This window comes from Aquabacterium sp. UBA2148, from assembly GCF_002328915.1.
GTDB classification, from domain to species: Bacteria; Pseudomonadota; Gammaproteobacteria; order Burkholderiales; family Burkholderiaceae_C; genus Aquabacterium; species Aquabacterium parvum.
Map to the genome: position 1 here is coordinate 1 of NZ_DCXA01000257.1, position 16,029 is coordinate 16,029.

11 protein-coding genes are annotated in these 16,029 nt (G+C 64.8%); all 11 read right to left on the reverse strand.

Annotated features, from left to right (window positions below; all coding sequences use genetic code 11):
- Nucleotides 1-1,613, reverse strand: a 1,613-nt coding sequence (locus B2W70_RS14310; RefSeq protein WP_286746680.1) for an ATP-dependent DNA helicase, incomplete at its 3' end; no start/stop codon positions are given.
- 158 nt (nucleotides 1,614-1,771) lie between these two features.
- A complete protein-coding gene (locus B2W70_RS14315) occupies nucleotides 1,772-4,504 on the reverse strand; it encodes a zinc-dependent metalloprotease (RefSeq protein WP_286746681.1) in 2,733 nt (910 codons plus the stop codon).
- A gap of 111 nt (nucleotides 4,505-4,615) precedes the next feature.
- Complete coding sequence (locus B2W70_RS14320; protein WP_286746683.1) at nucleotides 4,616-6,763, reverse strand: TRAP transporter large permease subunit; 2,148 nt, start codon at nucleotides 6,761-6,763, stop codon at nucleotides 4,616-4,618.
- Nucleotides 6,764-6,887: 124 nt separating this feature from the next.
- Entirely contained in the window at nucleotides 6,888-7,940 is a 1,053-nt protein-coding gene (locus tag B2W70_RS14325; protein WP_137842107.1) for a putative solute-binding protein, read from the reverse strand.
- A 204-nt stretch (nucleotides 7,941-8,144) separates the two neighbouring features.
- On the reverse strand, nucleotides 8,145-9,170 hold the full coding sequence (locus tag B2W70_RS14330) for a hypothetical protein (RefSeq protein ID WP_058089179.1): 1,026 nt from the start codon (nucleotides 9,168-9,170) through the stop codon (nucleotides 8,145-8,147).
- 264 nt (nucleotides 9,171-9,434) lie between these two features.
- Nucleotides 9,435-11,099 (reverse strand): energy-dependent translational throttle protein EttA, encoded by a 1,665-nt coding sequence (gene ettA, locus B2W70_RS14335; RefSeq protein ID WP_286746686.1) that lies wholly within the window; start codon nucleotides 11,097-11,099, stop codon nucleotides 9,435-9,437.
- A 184-nt stretch (nucleotides 11,100-11,283) separates the two neighbouring features.
- The gene (locus tag B2W70_RS14340; protein WP_286746688.1) at nucleotides 11,284-11,475 is read right to left on the reverse strand and encodes a hypothetical protein; all 192 of its coding nucleotides are present in this window, start codon (nucleotides 11,473-11,475) and stop codon (nucleotides 11,284-11,286) included.
- Nucleotides 11,476-11,591: 116 nt separating this feature from the next.
- The gene (locus tag B2W70_RS14345; RefSeq protein ID WP_286746689.1) at nucleotides 11,592-11,936 is read right to left on the reverse strand and encodes a DUF167 domain-containing protein; all 345 of its coding nucleotides are present in this window, start codon (nucleotides 11,934-11,936) and stop codon (nucleotides 11,592-11,594) included.
- A 109-nt stretch (nucleotides 11,937-12,045) separates the two neighbouring features.
- A complete protein-coding gene (locus B2W70_RS14350; protein ID WP_058089176.1) occupies nucleotides 12,046-12,528 on the reverse strand; it encodes a hypothetical protein in 483 nt (160 codons plus the stop codon).
- Nucleotides 12,529-12,690: 162 nt separating this feature from the next.
- On the reverse strand, nucleotides 12,691-13,854 hold the full coding sequence (locus tag B2W70_RS14355; RefSeq protein ID WP_058089175.1) for a ribonucleotide-diphosphate reductase subunit beta: 1,164 nt from the start codon (nucleotides 13,852-13,854) through the stop codon (nucleotides 12,691-12,693).
- 216 nt (nucleotides 13,855-14,070) lie between these two features.
- Nucleotides 14,071-16,029: ribonucleoside-diphosphate reductase subunit alpha (locus tag B2W70_RS14360; RefSeq protein WP_286746692.1), on the reverse strand; the 1,959-nt coding region annotated here is incomplete at its 5' end.

Genomic DNA, 16,029 nt, shown 5'->3' on the forward strand with positions numbered 1-16,029 from the left:
GTGCACAACACGAAGGCACGACCCCGGTTGGCGCGGATGAGTGGCAGGGCGGCGTCCACCACGGCATCCGTGTGCGTGGGGTCGTTGGGCAGCGGCAGGCCGGCGGGCACGTACAGCATGGCCTGCGAGGGGTAGTCGTAGGGGCTGGCCCACGAGGCGCAGGCGGCGTCTTCCAGGCCCAGCGCTTCGGTGAAGTGGCGGAAGTCGTTCTTGACGGCGAGCGTGGCCGACGTGAAAACCCAGGCGCGGCGGGGGGGCGCTTGTGGCTTTTCCTGCTCGGTGTCTGGGGCATCGGCTCGACCAGACATCAGCGCTTGCAGGTCCTGTTCGTTGTCGTCGTCGCTGACTTCGTCCGCTGATGCCGTCGTCTCGGCCTTGGCGAACGCGTCGACGAATTCGGCCTCGTCGTTGGGCGATGAGGCATCGAGCCCGAGGCGCTGGCGGCGGAACACATCGGCCACCGAGATGGGTGTGCGGTGAAGTTGCACGCCATGGCTGGCCACGTCGATCCAGCACAGCTCAGGCTCGTGGGCGCGCTCAGGCGCACCCCATGCCTTGAGGCGCTGAATCAGGTCGTTGCAGCGGCGGTGCAGGTTGGCGAGGTCTGGGCCGCGCTGGGCCGCCTCTTCGAGCACCTCGCGCAGGGCCAGCAGCTTGTCCTGCAGCTCGGCCAGCGTGGGCATGAGCAGGTTGTCGGGGCTGAGTTGCGGCAGCGACAGGCGTTGCAACTGCGGCCCGAAGCACAGGCGCAGGTCGCGTGCCGCGCGCTCGACCGGTGCGAGGATGTCGTTCCACTTGGCCGCGTCGCGGGCCTGCGCCTGGCCGATGGCGAGCGTGTCGCGCACCAGGTCGAGCACCTGCGCGGTGGACACCGTCTCGCCGAAGAACAGCGTGGCCGTGTCGGGCAACTGGTGGGCTTCGTCGAAGACGATGGTCTGGGCGTTGGGCAGCAGCTCGGGCACGCCTTCTTCGCGCAGCATCAGGTCGGCGAAGAAGAGGTGGTGGTTGACGACGACGACGTCGGCGTCCTGGGCTTCGCGGCGCGCCTTGACGACGAAACAGTCGGCGTAGCGGGGGCAGTCGCTGCCCAGGCAGTTCTCGCGCGTGGACGTGACGCGCGACCAGATCGGGGCGTGTTCGGGCACGCTGGTGCACTCGGCTTTGTCGCCCGTGCTGCTGAGCGGCGCAAAGCGGTTGATGGCCGAGAGGTCGCGCACCTCTTGTTTGCTGCCCAGCAAGGTGGCGTCCTGGTTGCTGCGGTCGAGGTGGTGCCAGCACAGGTAGTTGCTGCGCCCCTTGAGCAGGGCCACCTTGACGGGGATGCCGAGGGCGTCGCGCACGGCGGGCAGGTCGCGGTGAAAGAGCTGGTCCTGCAGGGCCTTGGTGCCGGTCGAGACGATGACCTTGCCGCCTTCGACCAGGGCCGGCACGAGGTAGGCGGCCGTCTTGCCGACGCCGGTGCCGGCTTCGAGCACGACGGTGCTGGCGTCGCGGATGGCGACCTGCACGGCTTGGGCCATCTCGATTTGCTCGCGGCGTTCGCAGTAGCCGTCGAACGCCCGGGCCAGGGGACCGGTGGCAGAGAAAAGGTGGGGGAGTTCGTTGGGGTCCATGGTCGCGCGCTCAGCCTGCCATTGTCATGTCAACGCGGCGGCTCCCAAGGGTTCCGCTTGCATTTCCCCAGACAGTGGGCCCCTTGGCGGGTGTCTGGCGCTGGGTGTCGCGCTGCTGGAGTGGGACACGGCCCCCAGGGCAATTCTTTGCTTTGCCCTCACAGCCCTTGCTTCACCAACGGCGCCGAGAGCGCAGCGCGCAGCGTCTCCATGCACCCCTGCCGGTGGGCACGGTCTTCTGCGGTGGGGCCGGGCGCTTGCTGCAACAGGTTCAGCAGGCTTTGGGCAGCTGTGCGTTGGGCTGCGCGCACGTCGGCGCGTGCGCTGGCCGGGCGCAACACCGATGCGGCCAGGCGCAGGGTGTGCTCGCGTTGGAGGTTGCGTTGCCAGCTCGCTGCGTTGGGATTGGCCATCGAAGCCGGCGACCAGATGCCCTCCTGCAGTCGCTGCAACAGCTCGGCGGGCAGCAGCGGCCGCGCCTCGCGGTCCTGCGTGCGATCTCGGTTGTCCAGCAGCCTCTCGGCCAGGCCATCGGCCATCAACTGGTTCAGCACCGAGCGTTGAACCTGCAGCTGCTGCTCGGCGATGGACACATCGGGCTTGCCGATCGAGCCGAAGTCGCTGGGGCTCCAGTCGAGCGTGTCCGGGCCCAGGCGGCGCATCAACGCAGAAGGGACGCGCAAGGGCTGCGGACGCAGCCAACTCTGCAGCAACAGGGCAAGCGCCTCGCGTTGCTGCGCGGCGGGCAATGGGTCGATGGCATCGGCCTTGGCCTCGGGCCCCTGGCGGCGGATCACCACCCCGCCCACTTGCCGGATCAGCACCTGTGCGCCCCGCGCCGATTCCCGCAACGCGTGCGCCAAGGCCCGGCGTGGCCGGTCCACGTCGTCCAGGGGCGTGGCCGTGCGTCGTTCGGTGCGGTCGATGAGGTCCTGCGCCAGCGCGAAGCGGTTGCGCGCGAAGGCCACAGGGTCGTCGCCGAGGTCGAACGTCAGGGCCTGTGGATCGATGCCAAGGGCCTCGTCCTCGTCGCTGCCGTAGGCCAAAGCCCGTATCCATTGAGGGTCAGCGCTGCGCCGCGCGATGTCGCGCAGCTGGCGTTCGGCTTCCGCGTTTGATTCCGGCAGGTCACCGTAGCCGTATTCGATGGCCCAGAAATCGTAAGGGCCGAGCGTGGTCTGGAAGGGCGCGCCACCGCTTTGTCCGGGTGGAGGCAGGTTGACCGCGGCGTAGTCCATCACGGAGGCGCTGTTGCCTTCGCGCGTGGTCAGCGCCTTGTCCAGCAGTTGGGCGGGGCTGCGCCAGCGCGAGGCCCGGAAGTTGTGCCGCAGACCCAAGGCGTGGCCCACCTCGTGCATGACGACGTCCTTGAGGTAAGCGTGCACGAATGCCTGCACCTCGGGGCTGTCGGGATCGACCGGGCGGTCGGCCTCGGCCAGGCTCAGCCAGGTGCCCAGCTGCTCGGCGGCGTGCAAGCCGTGTTCGCAGGCGTCGCCTGCATGGTGTTGCTCACTGGCTGGCGAGGCCGAGGTGTCATCGCCATCGTCGGTCATGAACTGACTGCGCAGTTGGCGCATGCCACGCACGGTCAGGCTTTCGATGGCGATGTCGGCATCCAGGATCTCGCCGCTGCGTGGGTCGACGTGGGTGGGGCCGATCGCACCGAACTGCGCTTGCGCGTTGGTCATCCAGCGGATGGAGGCGCGGCCGGTGGCCAGGTTGTCGGCCGATTGCTCGGGCGTGGCCTGGCGCACTTCGATGGCGTCCTTGTAACCAATGGCGTCAAAAGCCAGGTTCCAAGCCAGCACGCCATCGCGGATGGTGGCGCGGTAAGCGTCGGGGATGCTGGCATCGAGCCAGAACACGATGGGCTGGACGGGCTTGGAGCGGGCCGCGGTTGGGTCCTGCTTTTGAAGGCGCCAGCGGCTGATGTACTGCTTGCGTGGCGTGCGCGAGAGGTCGTCCGTGAAGTCCACCACGGTGGTCGAGAAGTAGCCCACGCGCGCGTCGGCGGGGCGCTTGCGCATGGGCTGCTCGGGCAGGGCGCTCAGGCTGTGGTGAACCTGCACGAACAGGCTGCGCGGGTCGGGCAGGGTGCGGGGCAAGGCGGGCGCCGGCATGCCGGGTGCTGCGGAGCCGGGCGAGGTGTTGATGGACGCGGTGGCGAAATGCTGTTGCACCTCGAACACCGTTGTGCCGTCCACCTGCCGGGCCTGGACGACCTGAGACTGGCGCGCGTCGAACGCGTGACCCTGTCGGTACTGGCGCTGCAGGTGCGCGCCGATGCCCAGCCAGTCGTTGAGCCACAGGGCCGAAGCGTCAACGAGCAAGGCACCGGTGGCCGGGTCGGCGGCGCTGGCCAGGGGCGCTGCGACGATGAGGCTGGGAGAGAAGGCAGCCTCCACCGCACGGGCCTGTGGCGTGCCTGCGGCGGCGGTGTAGCTGGCGTTCACCGCCAGCAATTGCACCTGCTGCTGCACGCGTCGAAACGTCACCCATTGCGGCCGACCGACCTGGGCCCAGCGGCTTTGCATCAAGCCGCCGAGCACGCCACCTTCGCCAATGCCGCTGGCGATTTTGGGCGACAGGAACAAGGGCTGACCGATCAGCTTGGCCGGGATCTCGACCCACACCTTGTCCTGCTTGCGCCAGATGGGCAGCAGCCCAGGGCTGCGCGTGGCACCTCGGGTCAGGGATTCGAAGCTTGCAGGCGCGCCCGATGGCGACGGGGGCGTGGCGGTTGTGGCAGCGGGGGCTGGCGTCGCCGTGACCGAAGGCTGAGGCGATGTGGCGCAGGCGCTCAGGGCCAGCAGCGCAATCAGGCAGGGCAGCCACCAGGGCTGGGAGCGACGTGGGTTCAATGGCGCGATGTCGGGGCTGAGGTGGCTCATCTTCAAACCATAACACCGGCGGGCGCGTGGGCATGGCGCCAACAGAAAGGCCGGCGTGTCGTTGGACAGCGCCGGCCTTTCAGGGGGGGACTCAGGCCATCACGGCCGAGCTCACTGGGGTGGGTGCGGCAGCCAATCGACCAGCGGAGCCAGGACCGGGAAGTCTTGCACCGCCAGCGGGCCGAAGGCGACCAGGCTCAGGCCCGTTGCCATGACGATGAGCGGCAGGATCCAGCGCTCGTAGCGACGGAAGAAGCCCAGGTGACGCACTTCGGCATCGGCACCCGAGACCTCGTCTTCGCCGATGACCTGGCGGGTCAGGAGCTGGTTCAGCGCCACGGGCGGGGTCAGGTAACCCAGCTCGAAGGCCACCAGCACCATCATCCAGAAGTGCAACGGGTCGATGCCATTGGCGTAGGCCACCGGTGCCAGCGTGCCGGACACCAGCACGGCCGCGCCGAAGGGGTCCATCACCATGCCCAGGAACACCATCACCAGCACCAGGAACACCATCGCCGTCCAGTGGCTGTCGAAGACCTGCGGGAACAGGTGCATGACGTCAGAGCGTTCGATGACACCGCCAATGGCCAGCGAGAGCATCATCAAGCTGAGCAGCGCACCCACGTGGCTGATGGTCTCGGTGGTGGCGTAGCGCACCGACTTCTCGACACCTTCCTGGCGGTGGCTGGCGTAGTCGGGCGTGAGCTCGCTCTTGCCCTTGTTGAGCACCTTGTCGAAAACAAGGATCAGCATCAGCATCACCGGCACGATGGTCGGGGCCGTGATCTCGTTGAGCTTGGTGTCCAGACCGAACTCGTAGATGAACACGATGACCACAGCGACGGCCGCGTAAGGCAGCACGGGCACCATCTTGGCGAACATGGCCGGGATGGCCACGCGCGGCGATTCGATGGCGGCGCGCTCGGTGCGCAGCAGTTGCGAGACGATGAAGAACAGCGTCGAGGTGGTCAGGAAGACGTAGAAGCCCCAGTGATACAGGCCGTTGGTGGTCACCTGCTTGTTGAGCGCCGCGATCAGCACGATGAGCAGGCAAGGGCGCAGCACCACGCCCAGCGAGCCCGACATGGCGGTGGCAGCCAGGGCGAACTGCTTGGTGCCGCCGGATGCACGGATCTCGTGGTAAATCACGCCGCCGGCTGCGATCACGAAGATGCCCGAAGCACCGGTGTAGGCCGTGCCGTACGAGGCGCCGATCAGGATGAGGTAGGTCAGCAGCTGTGGCGACAGGTTCCAGGGACGGATGACGTCCAGCACCAGGTCGACGATGCGGCTTTGCTTGAGCAGCATGCCCGCCCAGATGAACAGCGCCAGGTTCATGAAGATGCTGGGCAGGGCCATCATCTGGCTGATGTAGATCGCCAGACCGGCTTCGTGACCTTCGATCAGGAAGTACACGCCCGCGATGATGGCCATGTTGGCGTACAGGGGCACCGACAGCAGCGCCGTGCTCCATTCACCCTCGCCATTGGGCGACTTGGGCATGCGCACCACGCGCCACAGGTTGATCAGCAGCAGGACGCTGAACAGCCCGATCCAGACGAAGTGCAGGATCTCGCCCTCGATGGCGCCCCCGCTGGCTTGCAGGATCTGGTAGTAGCGAACGCAGGACAGCAGCAGCAGACCGCAGGCGGCGACCTGGGACCAGGTCTGGGCGATGTAGTCCCGCGTGTAGTGACCGGTGCGGATGCCGATGTGGTGAAAGCCCAGCGTGGTGGTGATGGCCGAGATGGCCACCATCAGCAGCAGGATCAGCGGGCGGTTCTCGGTGCCGATCTGGAACAGACCGAAGAAGCTGGTTTCGATCGTGCGATAGATCTTGACCTGCGGCGTCTGACGCTCGGCGACTTTGGTGTAGAGCTCGTGCTTGAGGCGGCAGATCTCGCGCGCCTGCTCGATGGACTTGCGCATCATGGCCGGGTCGGCCGCGGGCTTGTCACCGAACAGGTCGTCGATGTCGTCACCACCACCCGTCGGGGCGGCGGACTGGCGAGCCAACTCGGCGTCGATGTCGACGTTGGCGTCGCACTCGGGCTTGGTGGGCTCGGCGCGCAGCATGAAGTACTGGACCTGGGCCGATGGGTCGCCGAACATGGATTCACCCAGGCGCAGCAACTGGCCGTGCACCATTTCACCGGTGCCGATGATCAGGGTCAGGAGCAGCAGGATGAAGACAGGCAGGCTGGAGAGCCACTCCATGGGGCTGCGGCCCAGGAGAGAACGAGAGGCAGGAGTGTTCATGGGGAGCAGGTGCAGGCTGCGGGTGACGCAGCGGTGAGGGCGTCGGGCTTGGCGCCCTCGGTCAGGGTGCAGGATGGCGTCAGGGGCCCGGTGCCAAAGCACGGGGCCCCTGTGGGTCAATTGCTCACTTCCAGTCTTCTTCGGACTTGGTGGCGCACTCCGGGTCTCCCGGGTTCACGTTGCAGCGGATCTTCTTGATCACCTTCAGGCCCCGCTTGTCGTACAGGCCCTTTTCGGCGATGTCGATGCGGGACTCACGCAGCATCAGCGTGTACTTGTAGGAGTTCTCGGGGGTGAGGTCCATCCAGGTGCCGGGCGGGATGCCGGCATCGGCCTGCTTGATGAGTTGCAGCGCGCGGTCGAACTGACCCAGCCAGTACTGACGCGAATGCAGACCAAAGCCTTCAGGGAACTTGGTCTTGTTGAGGATGACCTGGTAGGACAGGATCAGGATCGGGAAGCGGGCGATGGCGCCGTTCTTGCCGATGCCTTTGTGCAGCTCCAGCGGCTTGTACGCCAGCGTCGGTGCGGCAATCATGTCCACCGAGCCGTTGTTGAACTTGGTCGAGAAGTTGGTGATGTCGGCCGACACCGGCTGTGCGCCGATGCGCTGGATCATCACGGCCTGGGCCTTGTCGTAGTCGAACGAGGCGATGCGCTTGCCGGCCAGGGCTTCGACGGTGTTGATCTTGCGATCGTTGACCACCGGGTAGGCCGCGCCCAGGGGCAGGATGCCGCCGACTTCGTGGATGCCTTCAACCATCAGCTTGCTGGCTTGCGGCGCGCTGTAAGTCTGGATGACCTTGCGCACGACTTCGTAGCTGTCGGCGATGTTGATCTTGCCGTCGCGAACGATGGTGGTGGCGCCCAGGGTGTCGACCGCGCCGGCCACGGCGTTGAACTGGCGTGTGCGGAAGGCGGTGGCGATGAATGCATCGCACTGACCGGTGCGGTAGTCCTCGGAGGCCACGCGCTCGTCGGTGTAGCCCTTGAGCTCGAGGGCCGCGCCGTGCTTTTGCATGGCCACGGCGTAATCCTTGGCCATGTTGAACAGGTCGCCAGAGGTGCCCAGCAGGTCGTAAACACAAATTTTCTGACCCGCCTGGGCCGGGGCAGCCATGGCGCACGCCATCAGCGCAGCCATGCCCATCTTGCTCGTCGTATTGACCAATTTCATGAAGTCTCCTCGGTGCAAAAAACAGAGGGCCTCATCTCTGAGGGCCCTCGGCTGTGTGCCTGCGCATCAGGCGGTGTCATGACCGCTGTCGCGATCTGACATCTTGTTTTGTAACTATATCGGGCAGATCGTTTCCCGAGGTAAACCCTTCCCCGCCTGAGCGAGGGAAGGGATTACCCGCATCTGAGGCGTCAGCCTGTCAGATCACTTCAGGAAGCTGTCGGCGTCGATGTCGCCGCCGGCCTTGTCGTCCCAGAACTTGCCCAGCGATGCGATGGGCGTGCGGGTGCCGGCGTTTTGCGTCCACATGCGGTCCGAGATGTTCTGGATCTGGGATTCGGCGATGGCGTCGATCAGGCGGTAGTCCTTGTTCGGGGTGAAGCCCGGAGCCGACGAGAAACGCTTGATGAGTTCACGCAGGCGGGCGTTGTCATCGGTCGATTGGGCGGCGACGGCGGCCATCACGTGAGCCAGGCGCACACCCTTGGCTTCGCCCAGCTTCATGCTGGCTTCAAAGGTGCCCTTGATGTCCTTGCCTTCGCCGCCACCGGGGATGATGCTCCAGACCGTGGCGCGGGCGGCTTGAGGGGCACCCCACCACTTGTTGTTGTCCAGGCAGCCCAGGGCGCGCTCGACGATGGGCGCGGTGTCGGTGGGCACGCCAACGGCTTGCTGCGCGGCGATGTCGTTCTGCATGGCCTGCAGGCCAGCGACCGAGCCCAGCAGGTACACCAGTTCATCGAAGTCGCGCTTGAAAGCAGGGCAGTTGCTGCCGTACTTGAAGAAGTACTTCTGCTCCAGCTTGTCGCGCATGCGGGTGAAGGCGGCGTACTGGCGGTGAGCTGCGGTCGTCAGGTGACGCTTCTGGGCGATGCGGGCGTCCAGGGCCTCGTCGGCGCGCTTGTCACGAGAGGCGCGCAGGTAGCGCATCTCGTCGGTCATGGCCTGGTTCTCGGAGCAAACGCCGGCCGAAGACAGCATCACCGTTTCGATCAGGGAGGGGTCGCCGTAGAAATTGCGTGCGGCACCCACCAGCGGGGTGTTGACCACCGAGAAGTTGCAGGCCATTTCAACGTCGCCCATTTTCAGCGTCGGCGGCGTGAAGCCGTCTTCGATGATGGACAGCGTGGTGCTGCTGACATTCGATTCGATCAGGGCACAACCGCCCATGGTGAGGGCCGAGATGGCCAAGGCGGTGGTGGTCAGCAGGCGTGTGATCCGTGCGGTCATCAGGGGTCTCCAGCAAGATTCGTCGTGTTGGCTGCCCGCGTTCGAGGGTGGTGCGCAGGCGCATTTCCGTGATCTCGCGGGTTGGCGGCAGGTGCCAAAAAAGTCCTCGAAATTCTATCTGTGCATCTCCGTGCAGCCGGCTTTGTCTCATCAGGGAAAGCCCCCGATCCCCCTCATGGTGTGCCCCCCCTTCGTTTCACACAGGCACAAAAAAGCCCGCGCCGAGCGCGGGCTTGTGCGGGGCTGCGGCCTTCGCGTGGCGTGTCAGCGGATGGGCTTGAAACGAACGCGCTTGGGGCGCGCGCCTTCTTCACCCAGGCGCTTCTTCTTGTCGGCTTCGTACTCCTGGTAGTTGCCGTCGAAGAAGAACCACTGCGAGTCGCCTTCGCACGCCAGGATGTGCGTGCAGATGCGGTCGAGGAACCAGCGGTCGTGGGAGATGATCATGGCGCTGCCGGCAAACTCGAGCAGGGCGTCTTCGAGCGCGCGCAGGGTTTCGACGTCCAGGTCGTTGGAGGGCTCGTCGAGCATCAGCACGTTGCCGCCTTGGGCCAGGGTCTTGGCCAGGTGCAGGCGACCGCGCTCACCGCCGGAGAGGTTGCCCACGAGCTTTTGCTGGTCGTTGCCCTTGAAGTTGAAGCGACCGATGTAGGCGCGCGAGGGCATCACGAACTTGCCGACGATGATGTTGTCCAGCCCGCCGGAGACGTCCTGCCACACGGTCTTGTCGGCGGCCAGGCCTTCGCGGCTCTGGTCGACGAAGGCCAGTTGCGCGGTCTTGCCGATGGCGACTTCGCCGCTGTCGGGTTGCTCGACACCCTGGATCATGCGAAACAGCGTCGACTTGCCGGCCCCGTTGGGGCCGATGATGCCGACGATGGCGCCAGCGGGCACCTTGAACGACAGGTTGTCGATCAGCATGCGGTCGCCAAAGGACTTGGTGACGTTCTTGAACTCGATGACTTCGTTGCCCAGGCGCTCGGCCACGGGGATGAAGATTTCGTTCGTCTCGTTGCGCTTTTGGTATTCGACGTCGCTCAGCTCTTCGAAGCGGGCCAGGCGGGCCTTGCTCTTGGCCTGGCGGCCCTTGGCGTTCTTGCGCACCCACTCCAGCTCGACCTTCAAGGCCTTGGCGCGGGCGTCTTCGGTCTTTTGTTCCTGCTCCAGGCGCTTGCCCTTGGCGTCGAGCCAGTCGGAGTAGTTGCCCTTGTAGGGGTGGCCGGCGCCGCGGTCGAGTTCGAGGATCCACTCGGCGGCGTTGTCCAGGAAGTAGCGATCGTGGGTGATGGCCACCACGGTGCCGGAGAAGCGGCTGAGGAACTGCTCCAGCCAGTCCACGGACTCGGCGTCCAAGTGGTTGGTGGGCTCGTCGAGCAGCAGCATGTCGGGCTTGGACAGCAGCAGGCGGCACAGCGCCACGCGGCGCTTTTCACCGCCGGAGAGGTTGCCGATGATGGCGTCCCAGGCGGGCAGGCGCAGGGCGTCCGCAGCCAGCTCCAGCTGCAGGTCGGTGTTCTCGGAGCCGCCTGCGGCGATGATGGCTTCGAGCTCGCCTTGCTCGGCGGCCAGGGCATCGAAGTCGGCGTTTTCTTCGGCGTAGGCCGCGTACACCTCGTCGAGGCGCTTCTTGGCGGCCAGCACGCCGCCGATGCCCTCTTCAACGGCTTCACGAACCGTTTGCTCGGGGTTCATCTGCGGCTCTTGCGGCAGGTAGCCGATCTTGATGCCGGGCATCGGGACGGCTTCGCCCTCGATGTCCTTGTCCACGCCCGCCATGATTTTCAGGAAGGTGGACTTGCCCGAGCCGTTCACACCCAGGACGCCGATCTTGGCGCCGGGGAAGAAGCTCAGGGTGATGTCTTTGAGGATCTGCCGCTTCGGGGGAACGATCTTCCCGACGCGGTTCATGGTGAAAACGTACTGGGCCATGGCAGGCTCGCGAAAAGCGAGTGTCTTTCGTCAAACCGCGTAGCTTAAGGCATCCGCGGGATTTCACGAGGCAGAACGCGCCCCTGAAGGCGCGTTCATGTGAGGGGCTCAGTTCGGTGCGTCGGTGCGTCGGTGCGTCGGTGCGCGGCAGGACTGAAGTGGTTGGCGCCGCGTTCGGCGTTGATCAGGCGCGCAGGCGCTGGAGCAGGGCTTGCGTTTCGGCTGCAGCGGCGCGCTGACCGCCTTCGTCGGTCATCTCGGCGAGCTCGAGCAGGGACATCTTCAGGCGCATCAGGCCGTCACGCAGGCTGAAGAGCGCATCCTGCATCTCGGCCACCTGGGCGGGACTGGGCTCGAAGTGGTGTTCGCTCGACATGGTGCTTCTCCTGTGAAGTGGCCATTGGGCAGCCACAGCTTGATTCTGGAGAGGCTGGCTTGGAGGGGGTAGCGCCTGATTGAGGGGTTCTGCCGAGCGCTTGCGGCATGCGGCGCTCAGTTTTGCAATGTGGGCAAGGATGCCAGCCAGCGGCAGGTGCTGGCTTCGTCGATGTCGATGGCCCATTGCTTTCGACGCGAAGTCTGCCCCCTCAGCAGTTCGACCTGGGATTGCGTGACGCCGAGTTGCTGGGCGAGCCATTTGCGAATGGCGTCGTTGGCAGCGCCGTCCACAGGCGGGGCCGACAGCCTCAGTCGCAGGGCGCCATCGTGCCAGCCTGTCACCTCTGTGCGCGGTGCATTCGGTGAGACGCTGATGTCGAGGATGACGCGCGTGCTGATTTGTTTGCCTTTGCCTGATGTTTCGACACGCAGGCAGGGCCATGGATGGGTCTGGCTCATGTTCGTGGACGCGCAGGGTTCAACACCCAGGACGCGCACAAAGAAAAAGCCCGGCCGAAGCCGGGCTCATCGGACAAGGCGCCCCGATCGCTCAGGGTGCCACCCTTCATCAGGGCTTGTTGCCGGTGGGGAAAGGCCAGGCAGCCTGAGGGCTCAGCGTGGTCTTGGCAGCAGGGGCTGCAGCAGCCTTTTTCGCAGGGGCAGGCTTGGCAGCAGGCTTCTTCGCAGCAGCCTTCTTGGCGGCCGGCTTCGCGGCGGGCTTGGCAGCAGCCTTCTTGGGGGCAGCGGCCTTCTTCACTGCGGCCTTCTTGGGTGCAGCAGCCTTTTTCGGGGCAGCAGCCTTCTTGGGGGCGGCGGCCTTCTTCACTGCAACCTTCTTGGCTGCGGGCTTCTTGACTGCAGCCTTCTTGACTGCGGCCTTCTTCACGGCAGCCTTCTTGACCGCGACCTTCTTGGCGGGCGCGGCCTTCTTCACTGCAACCTTCTTGGCGGCAGGCTTCTTGACAGCAGCCTTCTTGGCGGGGGCCTTCTTCACAGCGGCCTTCTTGGGTGCAGCAGCCTTCTTGGTTGCCACTTTTTTCGCAGTTGCCATACGTATCTCCTTGATCAAGTTGCAAAGAGCGCTGAGCCGCAGGAGTGCGACTCAGGCATCCATCACCCGACGCCCCCTAGGATCTGGACGCGGTGTGATGAACGGGGTACGCCAGGTCGGCGCCCTCGGGACTTGCGTCTGCTCTTTGCGGCAGATCGCGGATCAGTCCCAGGACAGGGCTCCGCCCGACTGGTATTCGATGACTCGGGTTTCGAAGAAGTTGCGTTCCTTCTTCAGGTCGATCATTTCGCTCATCCAGGGGAAGGGGTTCTCTTCATTGGGGAAGAGTTCCTCCAGCCCGATCTGGGTGGCACGGCGGTTGGCGATGTAGCGCAGGTAGCCCTTGAACATCGATGCGTTGAGTCCCAGCACACCACGGGGCATGGTGTCTTCAGCGTATCGGTATTCGAGTTCGACTGCTTTGATGAACAGCGCCTTGATTTCGGCCTTGAATTGCGCGGTCCAGAGGTGCGGGTTTTCAAGTTTGAGCTGGTTGATGAGGTCGATGCCGAAGTTGCAGTGCATCGACTCGTCGCGCAGGATGTACTGGTACTGCTCGGCAGCTCCCGTCATCTTGTTCTGGCGGCCCAGGGCCAGGATCTGCGTGAAGCCGACGTAGAAGAACAGGCCTTCCATCAGGCAGGCGAAGACGATCAGCGACTTCAGCAGCGTCTGGTCGTTTTCGGTCGTGCCGGTCTTGAAGTCGGGGTTCATGATCGCTTCGATGAAGGGGATCAGGAACTCGTCCTTGTCGCGGATGGATTGGACTTCGTTGTAGGCGTTGAAGATCTCGGACTCATCCAGGCCCAGGCTTTCAACGATGTATTGGTAAGCGTGGGTGTGGATGGCTTCTTCAAAAGCCTGGCGCAACAGGAACTGGCGGCACTCGGGCGCCGTGATGTGGCGGTAGGTGCCCAGCACGATGTTGTTGGCGGCCAGCGAGTCGGCGGTGACGAAGAAGCCGAGGTTGCGCTTGATGATGCGGCGCTCGTCTTCGCTCAGGCCGTTCGGGTCTTTCCACAGCGCGATGTCTCGCGACATGTTGACCTCTTGCGGCATCCAGTGGTTGGCGCAGGTGGCGAGGTACTTTTCCCAAGCCCACTTGTACTTGAACGGCACCAACTGGTTGACGTCGGTCTGGCCGTTGATGATGCGCTTGTCGGCAACGTTGACGCGACGGGTGGATGCGCTGGTGGCCTGGGTCGCGTTGTTCATCGACGAAGCGAGAGGCGACGAGGCCGTGTCCCGTGTTGCGCCGGAGGCGTTCGACACGGAAGCAGGAGACTTGGATGAGGAGTTGGACGAATCGTCTTCCCAGACCAGCATGGTTGACTTCCTATGGGATCGGATTATGGAAGGGTGTTGTGAAAAACACCAAGCACTTCTTGACATCGACGAGCCAAGTGACCTCATGTTTGTTGCGGGATCGCATCGAATGAGGGCCGTGGCGCGATGTCGGAGGCAAGGGGCTTCCCGCATGTCATCGCCTTGAAGGGCCGATGACATGGGGCTTTGCGGCCCCATGCCTCTTTCATGACTGCATCACTGACAAGCTTCGCAGTCGGGGTTGTCGATCGAGCAGAACTTGATGTCGGTGGCAGGCGTCATGTCTTCTTGTGCGGCGCTTGCTTGCACGGGCGCTGCCACTTCGGGTGCTGCATTCAAACCGCCACCAGCGTTGCTCGACACAGCATTGAGCTGACCGCGCGAGACCGTCGACTTCTCTGCGTGCGTGGCCCCCACGGTGCGCAGGTAGTACGTGGTCTTGAGGCCGCGCACCCATGCCAGCTTGTAGGTTTCATCGAGCTTCTTGCCCGATGCGCCTGCCATGTAGATGTTGAGCGACTGGGCCTGGTCGATCCACTTCTGGCGACGCGAGGCGGCTTCGACCAGCCACACGGGCTCGACTTCGAAGGCCGTGGCGTACAGGGCCTTGAGGTCTTCGGGCACGCGGTCGATGCGGCGCAGCGAGCCGTCGAAGTGCTTGAGGTCCATGACCATGACGTCGTCCCACAGGCCCAGCTTTTTCAGGTCACGCACGAGGTACTCGTTGATGACGGTGAACTCGCCGGACAGGTTGGACTTCACCGAGAGGTTGCCGAAGCAGGGCTCGATGGACGCGTCCACACCGATGATGTTGGAGATGGTCGCGGTCGGGGCGATGGCCACGCAGTTGGAGTTGCGCATGCCGTGCTGGGCGATGCGGCCGCGCAGCGCGTCCCAGTCCAGCGTGGTGGTGCTGTCGACATCGACGTAGCCACCGCGTTGCTCCAGCAGCAGCTTGAGCGAGTCGATCGGCAGGATGCCGCGGTCCCACAGCGAACCACGGTAGCTGCTGTAGCGGCCGCGTTCTTCGGCCAGCTCGGTCGAGGCCCAGTAAGCCTGGTAGCAGACGGCTTCCATCGAGCGGTCGGCGAATTCGATGGCGGCTTGGCTGGCGTAAGGCGTGCGCAGTTGGTACAGCGCGTCCTGGAAGCCCATGATGCCCAGGCCGACGGGGCGGTGGCGCAGGTTCGAGTCACGCGCCTTCTTGACGGCGTAGTAGTTGATGTCGATGACGTTGTCGAGCATGCGCATGGCGGTGCGCACGGTCTTCTTGAGCTTGTCGTGGTCGATGCCGCCGTCCTTGATGTGCTGGGCCAGGTTGACCGAGCCCAGGTTGCACACCGCGATTTCACCGCCGTTGGTGTTCAGGGTGATCTCGGTGCACAGGTTGGACGAGTGCACCACGCCGACGTGCTGCTGCGGCGAGCGCACGTTGCAGGCGTCCTTGAAGGTGATCCAGGGGTGGCCGGTTTCGAACAGCATCGACAGCATGCGACGCCACAGGTCGGTGGCTTTCACGCGCTTGAAGGGCTTGATCTCGCCACGGTCGGCGCGGGCTTCGTAGGCGGTGTACGCCTCCTCGAAGGCAAGGCCGAACTTGTCGTGCAGGTCGGGGCAGGACGAGGGCGAGAACAGGGTCCACTCGCCGCCTTCCATCACGCGCTTCATGAACAGGTCGGGGATCCAGTTGGCCGTGTTCATGTCGTGGGTGCGACGGCGGTCGTCACCGGTGTTCTTGCGCAGCTCCAGGAACTCCTCGACGTCCAGGTGCCACGATTCCAGGTAGGCGCAGACGGCGCCCTTGCGCTTGCCGCCCTGGTTCACGGCCACGGCTGTGTCGTTGACCACCTTCAGGAAGGGGACCACGCCTTGCGACTTGCCGTTGGTGCCCTTGATGTGCGAGCCCAGGGCGCGCACCGGGGTCCAGTCGTTGCCCAGGCCGCCCGCGAACTTGGAGAGCAGGGCGTTTTCCTTGATGGCTTCGTAGATGCCGTCGAGGTCGTCGGGGACGGTGGTCAGGTAGCACGACGACAGCTGCGAGCGGCGGGTGCCGGCGTTGAACAGCGTCGGGGTGGACGACATGAAGTCGAAGGAGGACAGCAGCTCGTAGAACTCGATGGCGCGGGCTTCGCGGTCGATTTCATTGAGGGCCAGGCCCATGGCCACGCGCATGAA